Origin of the sequence: Sphingomonas caseinilytica (assembly GCF_023516455.1) — a bacterium.
Taxonomy (GTDB): domain Bacteria; phylum Pseudomonadota; class Alphaproteobacteria; order Sphingomonadales; family Sphingomonadaceae; genus Sphingomicrobium; species Sphingomicrobium caseinilyticum.
On sequence record NZ_JAMGBA010000002.1, the window covers coordinates 955,134 to 975,316 of the forward strand.

Genomic DNA, 20,183 nt, shown 5'->3' on the forward strand with positions numbered 1-20,183 from the left:
AAGTTAAATTAATTCAACGGTTCGTCGCATTTTTTGCAACGACTTACCGGTCCGGAAAAATCGGTACGGTAACGGCATAGCGGCCAAGCTTCCGATCAAGCGGCGAGCGGAGCTGGCGGGCCAGCCCTTCGACGATCCGTTCGAACTGCATCCGTGCGACGTCGGATGTGTCGCCATCCGGAACCAGAACCGCCGAGGTGATCGCCAGCGTGGCCGTCAACTCGTCGTCGCGGCGGAGCGAAATCTCGACGATGTCGTCCGGCTGGCGGAGCATCGCATATTCGACGATCTCGGTGATCAGGAACGCTACCGCAACCGCGACGTCCTGCGTCGTGTTAGGCGCATCCAGTTCCAAATCGATGCGCATCTTGCGCGCTTCGACCGGGGCGCTGGAACGAAGGTCCGCCGTCAGTTCGGTCAGCAGCGGCCGAAGGGCGATACCCCGATTCTCCTCGAGTTCCGCATAATGGTGACGGTGGACGACCGACAGTGCGTCGACCCTTCGTCCAATGGCCGAATAGGCCGCCTTCGCCTCGGGCCTATCCGCGCTTCTACCGTGGATGCTGAGCAGGGACGCGACGACCTGGAGGTTGTTCTTCACGCGATGATGAACTTCGCGGACCAGCCTTCGCTGGCCTTCCAGCGCCTCCAGCGCCTCGCGCTCGGCGCCTTCGATTCGGTCGACGGCCCGTTCGAACGCTATCGACACGTCGCGGATTTCGGTTGCCGCTCCGAATTTGGTCCCAAGCTCCAATCCTTGTTCGCCGGGCTGATATTCCAGAACCGCGGTCTTCAGCCGGGCGAGGGGCAGCAGGATCAGGCGGCGAACAAGCAGCCAGCTAAGCAACGCGGCGACTGCCCACATCAGCAGAGGCAGGTAGATGATGGCCCGATCGATCTGTGTCGCGGACGCCAACGGCGTTACCACCTTGACCTGCAGCTGCCCGTTGCTGATCGGATGAATCTTCTCGAAGCTTCGCAAATTTCCTGCGAGTGGCCGGTCGATTACGGCGATTTCACTTGTGCCATCGGCGACGGACAGCCGGTAAATATCGCCGGTCGGTTCATCAGCTGCTTTCTGCAGCTCCGCGATGGTGAGGACTCCGGTTGCCATCCCACCGATGACGCCAAGCCGGTAATGGATCAGGCCGCGGGGGGAGACCCAGGCCCTCACGTCGCCAGGGGCGACCAGCCAATCCTCATGCTCTGCCTGAAACGACCCGATCGTGCACAGTGTTTTCCCCTGTGCATCGCGAAGCCTGAACCGCTGGCCCACGGCCGGAGCGACGGCCAGCGAGCGGGCTGCAGTGGCGCAGGGATCGGATGGATTGGACGCAAATGCGGCGTTGGACGCGATCCGCAAGGCAAGCACGTTGCGGGCAAGCAGGCTTTCAATCGCTTGCGAAGCTGCAACACCTTGCGTCTCGGCCCGTGATATATTTGCTCGCCGCGTTTCCGAGACGCTCTGCTGGGCTACCCAGGCAAGGACAAGGCCAAGGGGGAGTAACGCCGCGGTTAACAGCAGCATCAGGACGACGCCGGTCGGCCAGCGTTCCAGGAAGGAATGCTGACGTTCCATCAAGCCGCGATCATTCGATGGAAAAACTCAGTCGAGCTTGCGAAGAAGGTCGAGGAAATCCTTCGGAACATCTTCGCGCAGGGCGTCGTCATAGACCGTGCGAAGCGCGCGACCGATGGTTCCGCCGCGATCCCGACGGTGCTTCTTATCTGCAGACCCTGAGCCGGACTGGCTGTTTCGGCCGTTGGCTTTGCTGGTCCCACTCAACCTCTCGTCCCCCTCGAGCGCAAGCATATGCGCCACATCCAACCTCACACTGTTACGCGGCACATATGGCCGGCCCTTAAACGAGGTACCGGGAAATCCCCCGCACCTATTGCCCAACCGCGCGAGCCATTCAATGGCGAGTTAACGCGACCGGGATTGGGAGAGGAAACCAAATCGCCAATCCTTTGTTCCACCAATCGCATACTCGGGGCGAAGGGTGTTGCGCCGTAGCTACGGCGCGTCGAAGCCAGTCGACGGGGTTGCACCGGTTCGCCGCACCGCACAGAACGGCGGCGAAACGATGGAACGAACATTAAGGGGAGTTACAAAACTCATGTCGCTTGGCCAGGAAATCGCACCGCATCTTCCGTTCCTTCGCCGTTACGCGCGCGCATTGACCGGGACGCAGGCCCATGGTGATGCATTCGTCCGCGCTTCGCTGGAGGCGATCGTTGCCCAGCCCGATGAATTTCCGCGGGACGTCGATCCCCGCCTCGGGCTTTACCGGACGTTTCACGCCATCTGGTCCACCGCCAATGTCGAGGAAGGCGAAGAGCCATCAATGGGAATTGCCGGTGCGGAAGGAATTGCGCAGGCGCGGCTTGCACGCATTACGCCGCTCTCGCGTCAGGCGCTGCTGCTGACCAGCCTCGAGGGGTTTTCCAGTGAGGATACCGGCTATCTGATCGATGCGTCGCCGGAAGATGTCGAAAGCCTCGTCGCCGAAGCGATGGAGGAAATCGAGCGGCAAACCCATGCGGACGTCCTGATCATCGAGGACGAACCGATCATCGCGATGGACATTGAATCGATCGTTCGGGACCTCGGCCACAACGTCACGGGTGTCGCCGTAACGCGCGACGAAGCCGTTTCACAGGCACGCAAGTCGCCGCCGGGCCTCGTGCTGGCCGATATCCAGCTCGCTGACGACAGCTCCGGGATCGATGCGGTGAAGGATATTTTGTCGGAATTTTCGATGCCGGTGATTTTCATCACGGCATTTCCGGAGCGCCTCCTTACCGGGACCCGCCCCGAGCCGACGTTCCTGATTACGAAGCCGTTCCAGCGTTCGACCGTGAAGGCCGCCATAAGCCAGGCGCTGTTCTTCGATGCGGCCACGGTACCTGCCGGCTGAGCACGGAACAGCCATGGAACTTTGTCGTTAGAGCAGGGAAACATTCTTCCTGAACGCAGGGGTATCCATGACCGATGTAAGGCCGGAACATTTGACCGCGACGGAAGCCCGGGCCGGAACCACGCCGCATGTTACGCGCGTCGTTCTCGGCGTCGGGCTGCTGTTGGTAATTATAGCCTTCGCGCTGATATTGTTCATCGCGCGCTAACTTCATACATCAATGTGTAGCAACCAGGCGTATCATGCAGAAACAGCCACTTCTGCTGAATCGGGGCGATTTTCAGTGAATGACGAAGTTGAAGTCGATTCAGAGTTTGAGGCCCGGCCGGAACCCGTTCCGCTGCCCGACGACGAGTTCAAGGATCAGCTTGCCCAGGTAATTCCGCACCTGCGTGCATTCGGCCGATCCCTCTCTGGTAGCCGGGACACGGCCGACGATCTGGTGCAGGAGACGCTGTTGAAGGCCTGGGCGGCGCGAAAACGCTTCCAGGCTGGCACCAATATGCGTGCCTGGACCTTCATCATCTTGCGGAACCTGTTCCTGAGCCAGATGCGGCGAGCCCGCTTCAAGGGCGAATGGGACGATGTGACCGCGGCCAAGATCCTGGCCGCACCGGCAAGCCAGGACCGCCATGTCGAGCTGGGCGACATGCAGCGAGCCTTGCTGCATTTGCCGCAGCCGCAGCGCGAGGCGCTGATCCTGGTCGGCGCCGGCGGCTTCGCTTACGAGGAAGCCGCCGAGATTTGCGGATGCGCGGTGGGGACGATCAAGAGCCGCGTGGCACGCGGTCGCGTTGCGCTTGAGGCGTTGATGAGCGGCGGCAAGCTGCCGTCGCGGCGCCAGCACAAGACCGATCCCAACAAGTCGGCGCTTCAGGAAATCATGGGTGAAGTGGACGAGTTGAGCCGCGACCGCGGCTAGCCAAGCTTCTGCAAAAGCTGCTCGAACTGCCGTTCGGTCTCGTCGGCCGGCAGCGTGTAGGCGCGACGAAGCGCTGCCGCCAACCCGGCCTGGGTGGGAGGAAGGTCACGCCAGCTGATGCTTTCGCGGATTGAACCTTCCGTCCTCGCCATGAAGGACCTTTCGATATCCATTGCCATGACAAATGCTTGAAAAGCCGTGCGGTTTCGCAATTCGTCGTTTTCGGCATAGGATTGGGCCCCAATGGCAACACTGGTTTCATCATCTCGGGCGGAAGCCGTGGGCCGAGCCGAGGCCAATGCCCCGTTCCTGAGATCGTCGATCGCGGCATTCCCAGCTATCGCCGCCAGCTTTGTCGAAGAGGGTAGTGACGCAGCGGTCGGCAAGGCGCTGTCGATCACTGGTGAGAGTGTCGCCGAGCAATTGAGGCGCCAGCGTCATGCCCTCGCATTGGCTGTGGCGCTCGCTGACATCAGCAACGAAAAACCCCTGGAATGGGTGACGGCGACCCTGTCGGATTTTGCCGACAAGGCGATGGACGAAGCGCTTCGCGCCGCAATGCTGGAACGCGTGCCGGACGAGGAGCCGCGGGGCCTTGCCGTACTCGCGCTTGGCAAGCTGGGGAGCGGGGAACTCAACTATTCCTCGGACGTGGACCTCGTCCTTCTATTCGACCCCGCGACATTGCCGCGAAGACCACGCGACGAACCGGGCGAGGCCGCGGTACGCTATGGTCGCCGGTTCATCGAACTGATGCAGCAGCGGACTCCTGACGGCTACGTCGCCCGGGTCGACCTCCGCCTCAGGCCGTCGCCCGAAGTGACCCCGATCGTATTGCCCGCCGGGGCCGCGATCAGCTATTACGAAAGCTCGGCCCTGCCGTGGGAGCGCGCCGCATTCATCCGGGCGCGTGCAGCCGCCGGCGATCTGGATCTGGGCGGGTCTTTCTTGCAGGAAATCCGGCCCTTCATCTGGCGGCGCGCGCTCGATTTCGGGGCGATCCAAGAAATTCGGGACATTAGCCTCAGGATCCGCGACCATTATGCGCAAGGCCAGCAGTTCGGTCCGGGCTATGACCTGAAGCGCGGACGAGGAGGGATCCGCGAGGCGGAGTTCTTCACCCAGGTCCAGCAACTGGTTCATGGGGGCCGCGAACCGGAATTGCGGGCCCCGGCGACATTGGACGCATTGGCCGCACTTGCCAGGACGGGCCGGCTCGAGGCTGAGGTCGCCCAGGCGATCGGCGATGCCTATCGGATGCTGCGGACGGCCGAGCACCGCATCCAGATGATCGACGACCGGCAAGAGCATCGGTTACCCGCCGATTCCGAGGCGCTGGAGGCCGTCGCAAGGCTCCACGGAAGCGAGAGTGCCGCGGCTTTTCTGGAAATACTGGCCCCGCAGGTCGAGGCGGTCGGAGTGCAGTTCGACGCGCTGGTATCCGACCGGGACGAGCGGCTTTCGAACGATCCCGATATCCTCCGTTCGGAACTCACCAGCATGGGGTTCGAGGAGGTGGAGGAGGCATTTCGGCGGGTTGCCGACTGGCGATCCGGCCGTGCCCGCTCGCTCAGGTCGCCGCCCGCCCGGGAAGCGTTCGAAGCGATGTTGCCGACCTTGATGCGCTCGGTCGCCGCCGGGCCCGACCCGATCCGAAGCCTCAACCGCTTCGGCGACATCGTCGACAAGCTGTCCAGCGGGGTCAATCTCTACCGGCTGCTGAGCGCGAGGCCGAAGCTAGCCGACCTCTTGTCGCTGATCCTGGCTCACGCCCCGCCGCTGGCCGAGCAGCTGGGGCGCAGGCCGACTTTGCTTGACGGGCTGATCGATGAATCCAGCTTCGCGCCGCCGCCCGACGCCGCGGAACTGGCCGACCTTTTCCTGGTGGCGACGCGCGGCGAGCCGTTCGACATCGCACTCGACAGATTGCGGAGAATGGTTGGCGAGCGCCGCTTTGCCCTTGGCGTGCAGCTTCTCGCCGCTCACCGCGACCCGATCGTCATCGCCGAAGGATATAGCGACCTAGCCGAAGCGGCGGTGGTGGCACTGACCGAACTCGTGTCGCAGGAATTCCGCCGAAGCCACGGCGATGTTCCCGGCGGGGAACTGGTCGTGCTCGGGCTTGGAAGGCTTGGCGGCAGGGCGCTGACCCACGCCAGCGACCTCGACCTCATCTACCTGTTCGACGCGCCTCCCGGCACTCAGTCGAACGGGGCCAAGCCGCTCCCCGCGACCGACTATTACAACCGGCTGGCAAGCCGGATCGGCGCAGCGCTCGGAACACCGACAGCGACTGGCCCGCTTTATGATGTTGACACCAGGCTGAGGCCGCAGGGCGCCCAGGGGATGCTCGCCGTCAGCCTGGCCGCGTTCGAGGAATATCAGCGAAACGAGGCATGGACCTGGGAGCATATGGCGCTGTGCCGTGCTCGCCCCCTGACGGGATCCGACGCGGCTAGAAGCAAGGTCCGGCGCCTCATCTGCTCGATCCTCGAACGACCCAGCGACCCGGCCCGTATCCGGGCCGACGCGGCAGCGATGCGGGAGGAGATGGCGAGGCACAAGCCGCCCGCAGGGCCGCTCGACATCAAGCTCGGCCCGGGCGGGTTGGTCGACTTCGAATTCACCGTCCACACGCTTCAGCTGACCAGCAGGATCGGCCTCGACCCGCGGCTGGAAGTCGCGCTTGAAGCGCTCGTTAGCGATGGACTGATCGACGACGGCGCCGATCCCGACCTTCGCCTGCTCAGCCGAATGCTGGTCGTTCTTCGCCTCGTCGGAAGCAAGGCGATGGAGCCGGCCGAGCAGTCGCGCAGGCTGGTTGCGACCTTGTGCGGTTACGAGGATTGGCCTTCCCTGCTTGCGGCAACGGATGTGGCGCGGCAAAGGATCGCGGCCCGCTGGGCGCGAGTCAAAGGGGATGAATGATGTTGGTTGAGGGCGACAAGGTTCCGGCATTGAAGACGAAGCTCAGCGACGGGACCGAGCTGGACCTCGCGGCGCCGGGCCAATCGCTCGTGCTCTATTTCTATCCCAAGGACGATACGTCCGGCTGCACCAAGGAGGCTCAGGACTTCACCGAGCTCGCCGGCGATTACGCCAAGGCCGGCGTCAAGGTCGTCGGCCTGTCGCGCGACCCGATGAAGAAGCATGACAAGTTCATCGCCAAATACGACCTAAAGGTGCCGCTTGCCTCCGACGAGGACGGCGCGATCAGCGATGCGTTTGGCACCTGGGTCGAAAAGTCGATGTACGGCCGCAAATATATGGGGATGGAGCGGGCGACTTACCTGATCGGTAAGGATGGCCGCGTCATGAAGGCGTGGCGCAAAGTCAAGGTGCCGGGCCATGCCGCAGAGGTGCTGAAGTCAGCCAAGGCTGTTTGACTTGCCGTTACCGCGCCCGTGGTGCTAGCGGCGCTTCAAAGCTAATTCCAACGGGAACCGCACGTGGCCGAATTCACCCTGCCCAAGAACAGCAAGATCACCAAGAAGGGCCGCACCTACAAGGCCGAAGAGGGTAAGCGGCAGAAGCGGTTCAAGGTCTATCGCTACGACCCCGACAGCGGTGCCAATCCGCGCTACGACACCTATACGATCGACCTCGACAAGTGCGGGCCGATGGTTCTCGACGCGATCATCAAGATCAAGAATGAGATCGACCCGACCCTGACCTTCCGCCGCTCCTGCCGTGAAGGCATTTGCGGGTCCTGCGCGATGAACATGGACGGGAAGAACGGACTCGCCTGCACCACCGCGATCGAGGACATCAAGGGCGACGTGCAGATCACTCCACTCCCGCACATGGAGGTGGTCAAGGACCTGGTCCCCGACATGACCCACTTCTATGCCCAATATGCCTCGATCCAGCCCTGGCTGAAGTCGGCGACGCCGGAGCCGTCGGGCAAGGAACGGCTTCAGTCGCCGGACGACCGGGCGAAGCTCGACGGTCTGTACGAGTGCATCCTGTGCGCCTGCTGCTCGACCAGCTGCCCGAGCTATTGGTGGAACAGCGACCGTTTCCTTGGGCCGGCGATCCTGCTCCAGGCATATCGCTGGCTGGCCGACAGCCGCGACGAAGCGACCGGCGAGCGGCTTGACCAGCTTGAGGACCCGTTCCGCCTTTATCGCTGCCACACGATCATGAACTGCGCCAATGTCTGCCCGAAGGGGCTGAACCCGGCCAAGGCGATCGCGGAAACCAAGAAGCTGATCGCGGAGCGCGCGGCTTGACCCTGCCCCAAGGGGCGGTCGAGGATCCCGACCACCCCGGCTGGTACAGCTGGGGCGATTTCCCGCGTGGAAGCTTCGCGGCGCAGACCGGCCGCCTGTTGTTCAAGCCGGACGTCGAAGGCCGGGCGGTGACCCGGATGCATCCGGACGCGAGCCACCAGAATATGGGCGGGTCGATCCACGGCGGGGCGGTGATGAGCTTCATCGACATGAGCCTGTTCGCCGGAGGCCGCTGCGCGGGAATGCATGAGGGGCATTATGTGACCCTCGACTGTCACACGCGGTTCGTTGCGCGGGGCCGGGTCGGCGTTCCGCTCGACGCCCATGTCCACCTGCTCAAGCAGACCAAGGGCGGCCTGGTCTTCTTCGAGGGCCATTGCGAGCAGGAGGGCGAGATCTGCTACGCTTTCACCGGCACATTGAAGCGCGTGACGCGGCCAAACGCTCCGGCCATGGATGACGATGGGGCCCGTCGGTAAGGCCTATGCCGCGCTGGTTGCGGCAGGAGAGCTGAAGCCCGATCCAGACCAGTCCAAGGCCGTCCGGGCGCTCGACCGTTTCGGGCGCGATGCTGCTGGCCAGAGCGGCGGTTTTCTCAAGAAGCTGTTCGGCAAGAAGGAACGTCAGCGCGGCGTATACCTCTGGGGTGGCGTCGGCCGCGGCAAGTCGATGCTGATGGACCTGGCGTTCGACAATCTCGACATCCAGCCCAAGCGCCGAACCCATTTTCACGCTTTCATGCTGGACGTTCACGCGCGCTTGCGCGAGGCGCGGAAAAGCGAGGAAGGCGACCCCGTCATCCGCGTCGCGCACGACATCGCCGAGGAGGTGAAGTTCCTCGCTTTCGACGAGATGATGGTCACCAACAGCGCGGACGCCATGATCATGTCGCGCCTGTTCACGGCGATGATCGACGAAGGGGTGGCGATCGTCACGACGTCGAACCGCCCGCCGCGCGATCTCTACAAGGACGGGCTGAACCGGGAGCTGTTCCTTCCCTTCATCGACCTCATCGAGCGAACGATGGAAGTGCTGCCCCTGAACGGGCCGACCGACTATCGCCTCGACCGTATGCGCGGGCTGGACACCTGGCTGGTGCCCAACGGGCCGGAAGCGACCGAAAAGCTCAGTGCCGCTTTCTTCCAGCTGACCGACCATCCGGTCGAGGACCGGGCAGCGGTGCCGTCGGAGGAACTCGATGTCGGCGGCGGGCGGATGTTGCACGTTCCGAAGAGCCTCAAAGGCGTGGCGGTCTTCAGCTTCAAGCGGCTTTGCAGCGAAGCACGCGGAGCTTCCGACTATCTGGCGGTGGCACGCCGCTTTCACACCGTCATCATCGTCGGAATTCCGATCCTTACCCGCGAGATGCGCAACGAGGCGGCGCGGTTCGTCACCCTGATCGACGCGCTGTACGAACATCGTGTGAAACTCCTCGCCGCGGCGGATGCGGAACCGTCCGCCCTCTATCCGTCAGGCGACGGCCGGTTCGAGTTCGACCGTACGGTGAGCCGTCTCGAGGAAATGCAGAGCGCCGACTATCTCGGCGAAGGGCACGGACTGGCGGCCTAGGCGGCCAAACTACATTATCCATCCGGCCAAATTACCCCGAAGGTGCGAAGAAACCTCTACGCAAAGCCGGAGACTCGTCCTAGCGTCGGGCCGACAATCCGGAGGGGAATTCCATGCGCTCGTTGCTCGCTTTGTCGTTTCTTGCCTTTTCAGCTTCCGCTTTCGCGCAGGTGCCGGCCATCGTCAGCCAGCCATCGAAGCTGGACCCGGCGTGGCAGGCAAAAACGCGTGCCCTTTACGAAACCGCGGTCGAAATTCCGACCGTGTCAGGTCGCAACCAGATGCCCAAGCTTGCCGAATATCTGGCAGGTGAACTGAAGGCTGCGGGCTTTGCCGCCGACGACATCAAGATCATGCCCTACGAGGGCGAAGCTGGCGACAAGACGGTAGCCCTGATTGCCCGCTGGCGTGCGGAGAAGCCCACCGCCAAGCCGATTCTGCTCATGGCGCACATGGACGTGGTCGAGGCGAAGCGCGAGGATTGGAAGTTCGACCCCTTCGAATTCCGCGAGGAAGGCGGCTATTTCTATGGCCGCGGAACCTATGACAACAAGGCCGGCATGACCGGCATCATGATGTCGGTCCTGAAGCTGAAGCAGGCCGGCTGGAGGCCGAAGCGCGACCTCATCCTGTTCTTCTCGGGTGACGAAGAAACCAAGGGCAATGGGGCCAGCCTGGGGGCAACCGAGTGGCGGCAGCTAACCGACGCCGAATATGCGTTGAACTCGGACGGCGGCGGCGGCGGATTCCTCGCCAACGGCACCTCGCTGGGCTTCGCGCTTCAAACCGCCGAGAAGACATTCCAATCCTATCATTTCACGGTCCGCAACAAGGGCGGACACTCCAGCCGCCCGCGGCCCGACAATGCGATTTACGAGCTTGCAACGGCCCTGAAGAAACTGGAGGCGCATCGCTTCGAGCCGTCGCTCAACGAGACTACTCGCGGCTATTTCAAGCTCCGCGCAATGCAGGAGGGCGATAGCGCGCTCGGTAAGGCGATGCGGGCCTGGCTGGCCAACGAACAGGATGGCGCTGCCGCCGATGCGATCGAGGCCAGCGAGCTGGAAACCGGCTTCACTCGCACGCGCTGTGTCGCGACCGAGCTAACCGGCGGCCATGCCGACAACGCCTTGCCGCAAATGGCCGATGCGACCGTCAACTGCCGCATCCTACCGGGCGTCAGTCCCGATGCTGTTCTCGCCGAATTGAAGGGCGTTGTCGGCGCCGGCGTCGAGGTCACCAAGGACGGCACCTATTCCGGCCGCGCCACGCCGGTCAGCCCGCTGCGGGCCGATGTCGCCAAAGCCTACCAGGATGCGGTGACCGCGTTGAACGGTAAGAATGTTCCGGTCGCCCCCTACATGTCGGCCGGCGCAACCGATGGCTCTTTCTTCCGCGAAGCGGGTATGCCGGTTTACGGCCTCGACGGCAGCTGGGTCATCATCCCTGAAGACGAGCGCGCCCACGGCCTCGATGAGCGGATGGCGGTTCGCGCCGTTTACGACAATGTGTTGTTCTGGGAGATGATGCTGAAGGCACTTGCGGGCCGTTAGAGCGTTATTTCACCTCTCAAAAGGAGGAGAAGGACTATGCTCGGCAAAGCCGACGCCACGCCCATGCTCGCGGTCAAGGATGTTGATCGGGCCCGGCAATTCTATGAGGAAAAGCTGGGTTTTGACACCGCCGATGAAATGGGCGGCGAAATCGTTACGTTGAAGGGCGGCAACACCGACATCACGGTCTATCGTTCGGAGTTCGCGGGAACCAACAAGGCCACTGCGTTGACGTTCGACGTCGACGATATCGAGTCCGAGGTCCGCGACCTCAAGGAAAAGGGCATCTTCTTCGAACAATATGATGTCGAGGGCCTGACCGCCAACGGCGACATTTACGAGGGCGAAGGGATGAAGACCGCCTGGTTCAAGGATCCGGACGGCAACATCCTCAGCCTGTTCGAGGGAAAGTAAAATCGAAAAGGCCGCCCGGATTCTCGGGCGGCCTCATCATTTACGGAAACCAGCTCTAGCGCAGAATGGCGCTGACGACTTGACTGACCAGCATGGTAGCGGGGTCGACTTGATAGACGTACCCGTCGCCGTAGTAGTAGCGGTAGTTGGGGTTGAAGCCGTATTGCGTTCGCATATCGTACGGGATCTGGTTGTAATTCCAGGCATAGCCATAGTTGCGCGGCCAATGCTGTCCGACATTGTACAGCTTTTTGGCCTGCCCCGGGGGAAGGCACCCATTATTCTTCTTGGCGAGGCCCGGCGGGCAGCCTCCTCCCCCATAGGCATAGCCATGGCCCTTGTTACCCTTGGCATGGTCCGGCTTCGCAAAGGCGGGCGCGGTCGCAGCCAGAGTCGCGATGCCGGCGAAAATCAGGAGCTTCTTCATAAAATCCCCTTCGAAATGTTGGGTCCAACCTATCTGTACCGGGCTGAACGGTCCATGACCTGATCGTTAACCGTCACCCGAACGGACTTTCGCGATGCGCCTTGCTAACTAGGATCGCCGCCGGGCGTTCCCTCCGGGCCGTAAAGCGCGACGGGATCGACAGTCGGAAGGCCTTCGAACCAGGTTCGAAAACTGGGCGAATGCCAATTTCCACGAATGGTCCACCACCATCTGATCCCGGGTTGGGACTTCAGGCTAATCACTTGCTGTTCGATATTCTGCCAATGCTCTTCATCGAGCAGGCCTCGTAGCCACTGGACGCGGGACGACTCGTAGTAGCGGAACAAGGCGCTGCCGTAGGCAATAAAGCGGACTCGTTCGTCAGGATTGATGGCTTCGGGATTGCCGAGCGAAACGCGCCAGATCCGGGCAAAGTCGCCGTCATTGATCAAGCTGGAGATGACTGCGTGATAGGTTGTCGAATGTGCCTGCGACGATGAGGCACGGACCGCGCGCGTCGCCTGTCGCAATTGGACTCCGACAAATATCAGGGAGCCAACCACCGCGACTGCAGAGATGATCTGTGACAGGAAGGATAGTTGCTCGAGCGACATAGCGATGCCCCCATTCGCCTCTCAGAGGCCTATACGCTGGGCCGAACAAATGTTGAAGCTGATCGCCTTGCCCCATTGAGCCTGACCGTCTAGAGGCCGCCGCAACTCCGCGCGCTCGCGCGGCTTCCACATTCGCAAGGGGACGGGAACCTCAATGGCACGCAAGAAAATCGCGCTGATCGGCGCCGGAATGATCGGCGGAACGCTGGCGCATCTCGCGGCGAAAAAGGAAATGGGCGACATCGTCCTGTTCGACATCGCCGAGGGCATTCCGCAGGGTAAGGCGCTGGACCTTGCGCAATGCGGCCCGATCGAGGGCTTCGATGCCAATATCAAGGGCACCAACGACTATGCCGACATTGCCGGCGCCGATGTGGTGATCGTCACCGCCGGCGTGCCGCGCAAGCCGGGCATGAGCCGCGACGACCTGCTCGGTATCAACCTCGGCGTGATGAAGGCCGTCGGCGAAGGCATCAAGAACCATTGCCCCGACGCTTTCGTTATCTGCATCACCAACCCGCTGGACGCGATGGTCTGGGCGCTGCGCGAATTTTCCGGACTTCCCCACAACAAGGTCGTCGGCATGGCCGGCGTGCTGGACTCAGCCCGCTTCGCCACCTTCCTTGCCTGGGAATTCGGCGTCTCGGTCAAGGATGTGAACGCCTTCGTGCTCGGCGGCCACGGCGACACGATGGTGCCGGTCACCAGCTACACGACCATTTCGGGCATCCCGGTCGACGACCTGGTGAAGATGGGCAAGTCGTCGAAGGAAAAGATTGACGAGATCGTCAAGCGCACCCGCGGCGGCGGCGGCGAGATTGTCGCCCTGCTGAAGACCGGCAGCGCCTACTACGCACCGGCAACCAGCGCGATCGCGATGGCCGAAGCCTATCTCGGCGACCAGAAGCGCATACTGCCCTGCGCCGTTTATGTTGACGGAAAGTATGGCCTCGACGGTCTCTACGTCGGCGTTCCGACCGTCATTGGCGCGAATGGCGTCGAGGAAGTGGTCGAGATCGCACTCGACGGCGAAGCAAAGCAGAATTTCCAGGTCAGCGTCGATGCAGTCAAGGAACTGCTCGTGGCGTGTAAGGCAATTGATTCATCATTGAACTAATCGTCGCCCCAGCGAAGGCTGGGGCCCATGCCATTGCATGGATGCCAGCCTTCGCTGGCATGACGGGATAAAGGGCCAAGTATGAGCATTCTCGTCAACAAGAACACCAAGGTCATCACCCAGGGGATGACCGGCGAAACCGGCACCTTCCACACGCAGCAGGCGCTGGCCTATGGTACGCAGATGGTCGGCGGCGTCACCCCCGGCAAGGGCGGCACGACGCATCTCGACCTGCCGGTGTTCAACACCGTCCGTGAGGCGGTCGAGACGACTGGCGCCGACGCATCGGTCATCTATGTTCCGCCGCCCTTCGCCGCGGACTCGATCCTTGAAGCGATCGATGCGGAGGTGCCGCTGATCGTCTGCATCACCGAGGGCATTCCGGTTCTCGACATGGTCAAGGTGAAGCGCGCCCTGGACGGCTCGAAGTCGCGCCTGATCGGCCCGAATTGCCCGGGTGTCCTGACTCCGGGCGAATGCAAGATCGGCATCATGCCGGGCAACATCTTCAAGAAGGGCAGTGTCGGCGTCGTCTCGCGCTCCGGCACGCTTACCTATGAAGCGGTGTTCCAGACCTCGAACGAGGGTCTGGGCCAGACCACCGCGGTCGGGATCGGCGGCGATCCGGTCAAGGGCACCGAATTCATCGAGATGCTGGAATTGTTCCTTGCCGACGACGAAACCAAGTCGATCATCATGATCGGCGAGATCGGCGGCGACGCGGAAGAGCAGGCGGCGCAGTTCCTCGCGGACGAAGCCAAGCGTGGCCGCAGCAAGCCCACCGTCGGCTTCATTGCCGGCCGCACGGCGCCTCCGGGCCGTCGCATGGGCCATGCCGGCGCGATCGTGTCGGGCGGCAAGGGCGATGCCGAAAGCAAGATCGCGGCAATGGAAGCGGCTGGAATCCGCGTCTCCCCGAGCCCATCTGAGCTCGGCAAGACGCTTAAGGAATTGCTGAACGCCTAAGTAAGGCGAGCGGGAAGGGCAAATGGACGAGCTGACCGGACTGGCGATCGAACGCGAGCAGGGCCCAAGCTGGGCCCGGCCGAACTGGCCCGTGGCGGATCTCGACTCCGTCAACCTCGGCCTCGATCCGACCGAAGCAACCATCGAGAAGGTGGCGGAGAAGGCCAAGGCTGTCGCTGCGGCTACTGGCGTCACCGACGAGGCGGCGATCCGCCGCGCCGCCGACGACAGCATCCGGGCGATGATGCTGATCCGCACCTATCGGGTGCGCGGACACCTCGCCGCCAATCTCGATCCGCTCGGCCTGACGCAGCGCGAGCTCCCGGCCGACCTGACTCCAGCCTATCACGGCTTCGGCGAAGGCGACCTCGATCGGAAGATATTCCTGAACGGGGCGCTCGGCTTCGAGGAAGCGTCGATCCGCCAGATATTGCCGGTCCTTCAGGCCAATTACTGCAGCACGGTCGGCCTTGAATATATGCACATCAACGACCTGGAGGAGCGCCGCTTCCTCCAGGAGCGGATGGAGGGCAAGCATGCCGCCATCACCTTCACGCCGGAGGGCAAGCGCTCGATCCTGGAGAAGGTGATCCACGGCGAGCAGTGGGAAAAATTCCTCGCCAAGAAATATGTCGGGACCAAGCGTTTCGGCCTCGACGGCGGCGAAAGCGCTATCCCCGCGCTGGAAGCGGTGATCAAATATGGCGGCCACTACGGCGTCGAGGAAATCGCCATCGGCATGGCCCACCGGGGCCGGCTGAACGTCCTCTCCAACGTGATGGGCAAGCCCTATCGCGCCATCTTCCACGAGTTCGCGGGCGGTGCGACGAATCCGGCGGACGTCGGCGGATCGGGCGACGTGAAGTACCACCTCGGTACTTCGACCGACCGCGAGTTCGACGGCAACCAGGTCCATCTGTCGCTGCTGCCAAATCCTTCGCACCTCGAAGCGGTCGATCCGGTTGTTCTAGGCAAGGTCCGCGCGTCGCAGACCTGCAAGGGCGATGAAGAGGGCGACAGCGTCCTTCCGCTGCTGCTTCACGGTGACGCGGCCTTCGCCGGACAGGGCATCGTCGCCGAATGCTTCGGCTTCTCCGGCCTTCCTGGATATGAGACCGGAGGGACGATCCATTTCGTCATCAACAACCAGGTCGGCTTCACCACGAGCCCACAGTTCGCGCGATCCTCGCCCTATCCGTCGGATGTAGCCAAGGGCGTCCAGGCGCCGATCTTCCACGTCAACGGCGACGATCCGGAAGCGGTCACCTTCGCCTGCAAGATGGCAATCGAATTCCGCCAGGCGTTCAACCGCGACATCGTCATCGACATGTGGTGCTATCGGCGCTTCGGCCACAATGAGGGCGACGAGCCGAGCTTCACCCAGCCGCTGATGTACGAGGCGATCCGCAAGCACCCGCCCATCAGCCAGATCTACGGCGCGCGGCTGGTCTCGGAAGGCGTAATCGACCAGAAGTGGATCGACGACACGACCGCCGGCTTCGTCCAGCACCTGGAAAGCGAGTTCCAGGCGGGATCGAGCTACCTCCCCAACAAGGCGGACTGGTTCGAGGGTCGCTGGCAGGGCCTCGGCATTCCGGGCGAGCCGGTCGACGCACGCCGCAACGTCAACACGGCGATCAGCGAAGACGTCTACGAGCGCCTGTCAGCGCTCCTGACCTCCGTTCCCGAAGGTCTCACGATACACAAGACGCTGGGGCGGATCCTCGACGCCAAGAAAAAGGCACTCGACGAGGGGCAGGGCATCGATTGGGCGACCGCCGAAGCCCTGGCTTACGGCAGCCTGGTCGAGGAGGACTATCGCGTCCGCCTGTCTGGCCAGGACTCGGGCCGCGGCACCTTCAGCCAGCGGCATGCCGTGTGGACCGACCAGAAGACCGGCGACAAATATGTACCCTTGAGCACGAAGCGCGACGGCGCGGGCCTACCGATGTTCGAAGTGCTCGACAGTCCGCTTAGCGAATTCGGCGTGCTCGGCTTCGAATATGGCTATTCCGCCACCGACCCGCGCTCGCTGGTGTTGTGGGAGGCGCAGTTCGGCGACTTTGCCAATGGCGCTCAGACCATCATGGACCAGTTCATCGCTGCAGGCGAAGCCAAGTGGCTGCGCGCCAGCGGTCTGGTGATGCTGCTTCCGCACGGCTTCGAAGGGCAGGGGCCGGAACATAGCTCTGCGCGCCTGGAGCGTTACCTGCAGCTCTGCGCCGAGGATAATATTCAGGTCGCGAATTGCACCACGCCGGCCCAATATTTCCACATCTTGCGCCGCCAGATGCTGCGCGGGTTCCGTAAACCGCTGGTGATGATGACGCCGAAGTCGCTGCTCCGGCACAAGCTGGCGGTGTCGACCCGCGACGATTTCATCGGCGAGGGGCATTTTCACCGCATCCTGAGCGATCTCAATCCACCAGCGGCGGGCAAGACCCGGCGCGCCGTGCTCTGCTCCGGCAAGCTCAGCTATGAGCTGATGGAGGCGCGCGACGCGGCCGGCGATACGACCACCGAGATCATCCGCATCGAACAGCTTTATCCCTTCCCGGGCGACCCGCTGGTCAAGCGGCTGAAGGCGATGCCCGAACTGGATGAGCTGGTCTGGGCGCAGGAAGAACCGAAAAACAACGGCGCCTGGCATTTCGTCGAGGATGAGCTGGAAGAATGCCTGATCGAGGCCGGGTTCACGGGCAAGCGCGCTCGCTATGCCGGCCGCGCCGCCTCCGCTTCGCCAGCCACCGGGCTCGCCAAGCGCCACGCTGCCGAACAGGCGGCCTTGATTGCCGACGCGCTGGGGCATAGCAGCCGCAACGCTCAATCCGCACAAGCTTCTTAAGGAAACGCGACCCATGGCCACCGATGTGAAGGTTCCAGCACTGGGAGAGTCGATCACTGAAGGCACGCTCGCGCAGTGGCTGAAGAAGCCCGGCGAAGCCGTCGCCGCGGACGAGCCGATCGCGAGCCTCGAGACTGACAAGGTTTCGGTCGAAGTGCCGTCGCCGGTCGCGGGTACGATGGCCGAGCAGCTGTTCCAGGAAGGCGACACGGTCGAGGTTGGCGCCGTCATCGCACGGATCGGCGAAGCTGGCGCTGCGGCGGCGGCTGCCGCTCCCGCGGAGACCAAGGAAGCGGTCGATGCGGCGACCAACCCGCCTGGGCCGGCCGAAACGCCGCTGCCGAGGGAAGACGCGCATGCTCCGGCTGCGGATCACGCCGACCTGACCCTGTCACCCGCGGTTCGCCGTGCAGTTCTCGAGCATCACGTCGATCCGTCGAAGATCAGTGGTACCGGCAAGGACGGGCGCCTGACCAAGGATGATGTGCTGGCGGCTGCCAAGGCCAAGGACAGCGGACCGGTTCACGAGCCTGAAGTGAAGGCGCCTGCGGCCGCCCCGGCGGCGACCGCGCAACCTGCACTGGCTGCAGCTGCCGCGCCTTCGGGCGAGCGCCGCGAGGAACGGGTCAAGATGACCCGGCTTCGGCAGACCATCGCAACGCGCCTCAAGGAGGCGCAGAACACGGCGGCGCTGCTCACCACCTACAACGACGTCGACATGACGGCGGTGATCGATGCGCGCGCCCGCTACAAGGATCTGTTCGAGAAGAAGCACGGCATCCGCCTCGGCTTCATGGGCTTCTTCGTGAAGGCGGTCGCGCTCGCCGCTCGCGACGTTCCATCCGTCAACGCCCGCATTGAGGGCGACGAGATCGTCTACCACGACTATCTCGACGTTTCGGTCGCGGTGTCGGCTCCGAAGGGCTTGGTCGTCCCGGTGATCCGCTCGGCCGACGCGATGAGCTTCGCCGAAATCGAAAAGACCATTGCAGGCTTCGGCAAGAAGGCCAAGGACGGCACGCTGACCGCCGACGATATGAAGGGCGGCACCTTTACCATTTCCAACGGCGGCGTGTTCGGATCGCTGCTGTCGAGCCCGATCATCAATCCGCCGCAGTCGGCGGTCCTCGGAATGCATCGCATCGAAGAGCGTCCGGTCGTCCGCGACGGCCAGATCGTCGCACGTCCGATGATGTACCTCGCCCTGTCGTATGATCACCGCCTGATCGACGGCCGCGAGGCGGTGACTTTCCTCGTTCGCGTCAAGGAAGCGATCGAGGATCCGACCCGCCTGCTGATCGACCTCTAGGTCTGCTAGTCGCCCAGCGAAGGCTGAGGCCCACGCCAAAAAAAGACTTGGATGCCAGCCTTCGCTGGCATGACATTTAATGGAAAGAGTCACGGCGGTCGGCGTTGCTTGCCCATGACCGATGCACCAGAGCCCCGGAAGGGGATGCCTCCTGTCGAGCTTGACGAAGCTGAATTCCGCAAGCGCTTCCTGTCGACCTTTACCGACCCCGCTTTCGAAACCGCAAAAGCCGAACTGGACAAGGTCGCTGGGATTGCGTGGGATGGCTATTCCAACAGCCGCAAGTCTCCGCGTACCGAGAAGGCGGGCCCCGGCTATGCCGATCCCGACTATGACCTTGCGGTCGACTGGATCAACGCGAAGGCGCTGATCGACACGGCCCAGGCCGAGCATGACAATCGCGACGAGCCCCCCTGCATCCTGATCGTCAACTGCTCCTCCCGAAGCGAGCACACCTGCCCCGGCGAGATGTCGAAGAGCTGGCGCCTGCTGGAGCTCGCTAAGGAAATCTGCGGGGTCGAAGGGACGATGGTCCGGACGCTCGACCTGTCGCGGTTGGCGTCGGAGTATGGCCGCAACATCCACCCCTGCAAAGCCTGCTTCTCGACCGCGCCGGCGCTCTGCCATTGGCCGTGCAGCTGCTACCCCAACTATGCCCTCGGCCAGACGCAGGACTGGATGAACGACATCTATCCGCTGTGGATGAGGGCGCACGGCATCATGATCATCACGCCCGTCAACTGGTATTCGCCGACCTCGCCGCTGAAGCTGATGATGGATCGGCTGGTCTGCGCCGACGGCGGCAATCCCGATCCGACGCTCACTCACGGCAAGGACGCGAAGAAGGCCAAGGAGCTCGAGATGGAAGGCTGGCCCTACCCGCGCCATCTCGCGGGGCGGGTCTTCTCCGTCGTTGTCCATGGCGACGTCGAGGGTGCGGAGAATGTCCGCCGAAGCCTCGCCGACTGGCTGCGCTTCATGGAATTGAAGCCGGCCGGCCCAAGCGCGGAGCTCGACCGCTATATTGGGTACTGGCAGCCCTATGCGACCAACCATGAGGAACTCGACAAGGACCAATGCATCCAGGAGGAGGTGCGCAACGCCGCGCGCACCATGCTTCGCGCCGTCCAGGAACAGCGCGCCGGCCGGCTGATCGACGGCGGCGAAGGCCTGGATCGCCCCCGCCAGAAATAGGTGGGGTGGATTCATCGCGCATGGCCGCTTATGTCGCGGCCAATCTCAACCATTGAGCGTCGCCCCAGCGAAGGCTGGGGCCCATGTCGATGGCATGGAT

At 63.0% G+C, this 20,183-nt stretch carries 20 protein-coding genes; 15 read left to right on the plus strand and 5 right to left on the minus strand.

The features are described from left to right. Positions 1–43 precede the first annotated feature (43 nt). Together LZ496_RS11420 and LZ496_RS11425 are read right to left on the minus strand one after the other, a co-directional pair. Positions 44–1,579, minus strand: coding sequence for a sensor histidine kinase (locus LZ496_RS11420; RefSeq protein ID WP_249904805.1), 1,536 nt, complete (start codon positions 1,577–1,579; stop codon positions 44–46). 27 nt (positions 1,580–1,606) lie between these two features. Then, a complete protein-coding gene (locus LZ496_RS11425; RefSeq protein WP_249904806.1) occupies positions 1,607–1,786 on the minus strand; it encodes a NepR family anti-sigma factor in 180 nt (59 codons plus the stop codon). 334 nt (positions 1,787–2,120) lie between these two features. On the opposite strand from LZ496_RS11425, the gene LZ496_RS11430 reads away from it, so the two are divergent. From LZ496_RS11430 to LZ496_RS11440, 3 genes are all read left to right on the plus strand, one after another. Continuing rightward, positions 2,121–2,921, plus strand: coding sequence for a response regulator (locus LZ496_RS11430; RefSeq protein WP_249904950.1), 801 nt, complete (start codon positions 2,121–2,123; stop codon positions 2,919–2,921). A 67-nt stretch (positions 2,922–2,988) separates the two neighbouring features. Next, a complete protein-coding gene (locus LZ496_RS11435; protein ID WP_249904807.1) occupies positions 2,989–3,129 on the plus strand; it encodes a hypothetical protein in 141 nt (46 codons plus the stop codon). 75 nt (positions 3,130–3,204) lie between these two features. Next, entirely contained in the window at positions 3,205–3,843 is a 639-nt protein-coding gene (locus LZ496_RS11440; RefSeq protein ID WP_249904808.1) for a sigma-70 family RNA polymerase sigma factor, read from the plus strand. On the opposite strand, the gene LZ496_RS11445 is transcribed toward LZ496_RS11440, so the two are convergent. Continuing rightward, on the minus strand, positions 3,840–4,016 hold the full coding sequence (locus LZ496_RS11445) for a hypothetical protein (RefSeq protein WP_249904809.1): 177 nt from the start codon (positions 4,014–4,016) through the stop codon (positions 3,840–3,842). The two genes, LZ496_RS11440 and LZ496_RS11445, sit on opposite strands and share 4 nt — an antisense overlap. A gap of 70 nt (positions 4,017–4,086) precedes the next feature. Here LZ496_RS11445 and LZ496_RS11450 point away from each other — a divergent pair, with 70 nt between their 5' ends. The 7 genes from LZ496_RS11450 to LZ496_RS11480 all read left to right on the plus strand — a co-directional run bounded on the left by LZ496_RS11450 (position 4,087) and on the right by LZ496_RS11480 (position 11,611). Further along, entirely contained in the window at positions 4,087–6,771 is a 2,685-nt protein-coding gene (locus LZ496_RS11450; protein WP_249904810.1) for a bifunctional [glutamine synthetase] adenylyltransferase/[glutamine synthetase]-adenylyl-L-tyrosine phosphorylase, read from the plus strand. Beyond that, a complete protein-coding gene (locus tag LZ496_RS11455) occupies positions 6,771–7,229 on the plus strand; it encodes a peroxiredoxin (protein ID WP_249904951.1) in 459 nt (152 codons plus the stop codon). Before LZ496_RS11450 ends, LZ496_RS11455 begins: the two co-directional genes overlap by 1 nt. Positions 7,230–7,292: 63 nt before the next feature. After that, positions 7,293–8,075 carry a succinate dehydrogenase iron-sulfur subunit gene (locus LZ496_RS11460; RefSeq protein ID WP_249904811.1) on the plus strand — a complete coding sequence of 261 codons (783 nt, stop codon included), beginning with the start codon at positions 7,293–7,295 and terminating at the stop codon, positions 8,073–8,075. Then, positions 8,072–8,554 carry a PaaI family thioesterase gene (locus LZ496_RS11465; protein WP_249904812.1) on the plus strand — a complete coding sequence of 161 codons (483 nt, stop codon included), beginning with the start codon at positions 8,072–8,074 and terminating at the stop codon, positions 8,552–8,554. The genes LZ496_RS11460 and LZ496_RS11465 overlap by 4 nt, the downstream gene beginning before the upstream one ends. Further along, a complete protein-coding gene (zapE, locus tag LZ496_RS11470; protein WP_249904952.1) occupies positions 8,538–9,644 on the plus strand; it encodes a cell division protein ZapE in 1,107 nt (368 codons plus the stop codon). Before LZ496_RS11465 ends, zapE begins: the two co-directional genes overlap by 17 nt. A gap of 113 nt (positions 9,645–9,757) precedes the next feature. Next, the gene (locus LZ496_RS11475) at positions 9,758–11,197 is read left to right on the plus strand and encodes a M20/M25/M40 family metallo-hydrolase (RefSeq protein WP_249904813.1); all 1,440 of its coding nucleotides are present in this window, start codon (positions 9,758–9,760) and stop codon (positions 11,195–11,197) included. Positions 11,198–11,233: 36 nt separating this feature from the next. Further along, positions 11,234–11,611: a VOC family protein gene (locus LZ496_RS11480; RefSeq protein WP_249904814.1), complete on the plus strand. Its 378-nt coding sequence runs from the start codon at positions 11,234–11,236 to the stop codon at positions 11,609–11,611. Positions 11,612–11,666: 55 nt separating this feature from the next. On the opposite strand, the gene LZ496_RS11485 is transcribed toward LZ496_RS11480, so the two are convergent. Next, complete coding sequence (locus LZ496_RS11485; RefSeq protein ID WP_249904815.1) at positions 11,667–12,038, minus strand: hypothetical protein; 372 nt, start codon at positions 12,036–12,038, stop codon at positions 11,667–11,669. A 104-nt stretch (positions 12,039–12,142) separates the two neighbouring features. Further along, the gene (locus LZ496_RS11490; protein WP_249904816.1) at positions 12,143–12,652 is read right to left on the minus strand and encodes a hypothetical protein; all 510 of its coding nucleotides are present in this window, start codon (positions 12,650–12,652) and stop codon (positions 12,143–12,145) included. A 154-nt stretch (positions 12,653–12,806) separates the two neighbouring features. On the opposite strand from LZ496_RS11490, the gene mdh reads away from it, so the two are divergent. The 5 genes from mdh (at position 12,807) to LZ496_RS11515 (ending at position 20,083) form a co-directional block, all read left to right on the plus strand. Further along, positions 12,807–13,769, plus strand: a complete 963-nt coding sequence (mdh, locus tag LZ496_RS11495) for a malate dehydrogenase (protein WP_249904817.1) — start codon at positions 12,807–12,809, stop codon at positions 13,767–13,769. A gap of 81 nt (positions 13,770–13,850) precedes the next feature. Continuing rightward, complete coding sequence (sucD, locus tag LZ496_RS11500; protein ID WP_249904818.1) at positions 13,851–14,735, plus strand: succinate--CoA ligase subunit alpha; 885 nt, start codon at positions 13,851–13,853, stop codon at positions 14,733–14,735. 22 nt (positions 14,736–14,757) lie between these two features. Beyond that, positions 14,758–17,580: a 2-oxoglutarate dehydrogenase E1 component gene (locus LZ496_RS11505; RefSeq protein ID WP_249904819.1), complete on the plus strand. Its 2,823-nt coding sequence runs from the start codon at positions 14,758–14,760 to the stop codon at positions 17,578–17,580. Between the two features lie 13 nt (positions 17,581–17,593). Then, positions 17,594–18,889 (plus strand): 2-oxoglutarate dehydrogenase complex dihydrolipoyllysine-residue succinyltransferase, encoded by a 1,296-nt coding sequence (gene odhB, locus LZ496_RS11510; protein WP_249904820.1) that lies wholly within the window; start codon positions 17,594–17,596, stop codon positions 18,887–18,889. Between the two features lie 114 nt (positions 18,890–19,003). Then, on the plus strand, positions 19,004–20,083 hold the full coding sequence (locus LZ496_RS11515) for a flavodoxin family protein (RefSeq protein ID WP_249904821.1): 1,080 nt from the start codon (positions 19,004–19,006) through the stop codon (positions 20,081–20,083). The last annotated feature ends 100 nt before the right edge of the window (positions 20,084–20,183 follow it).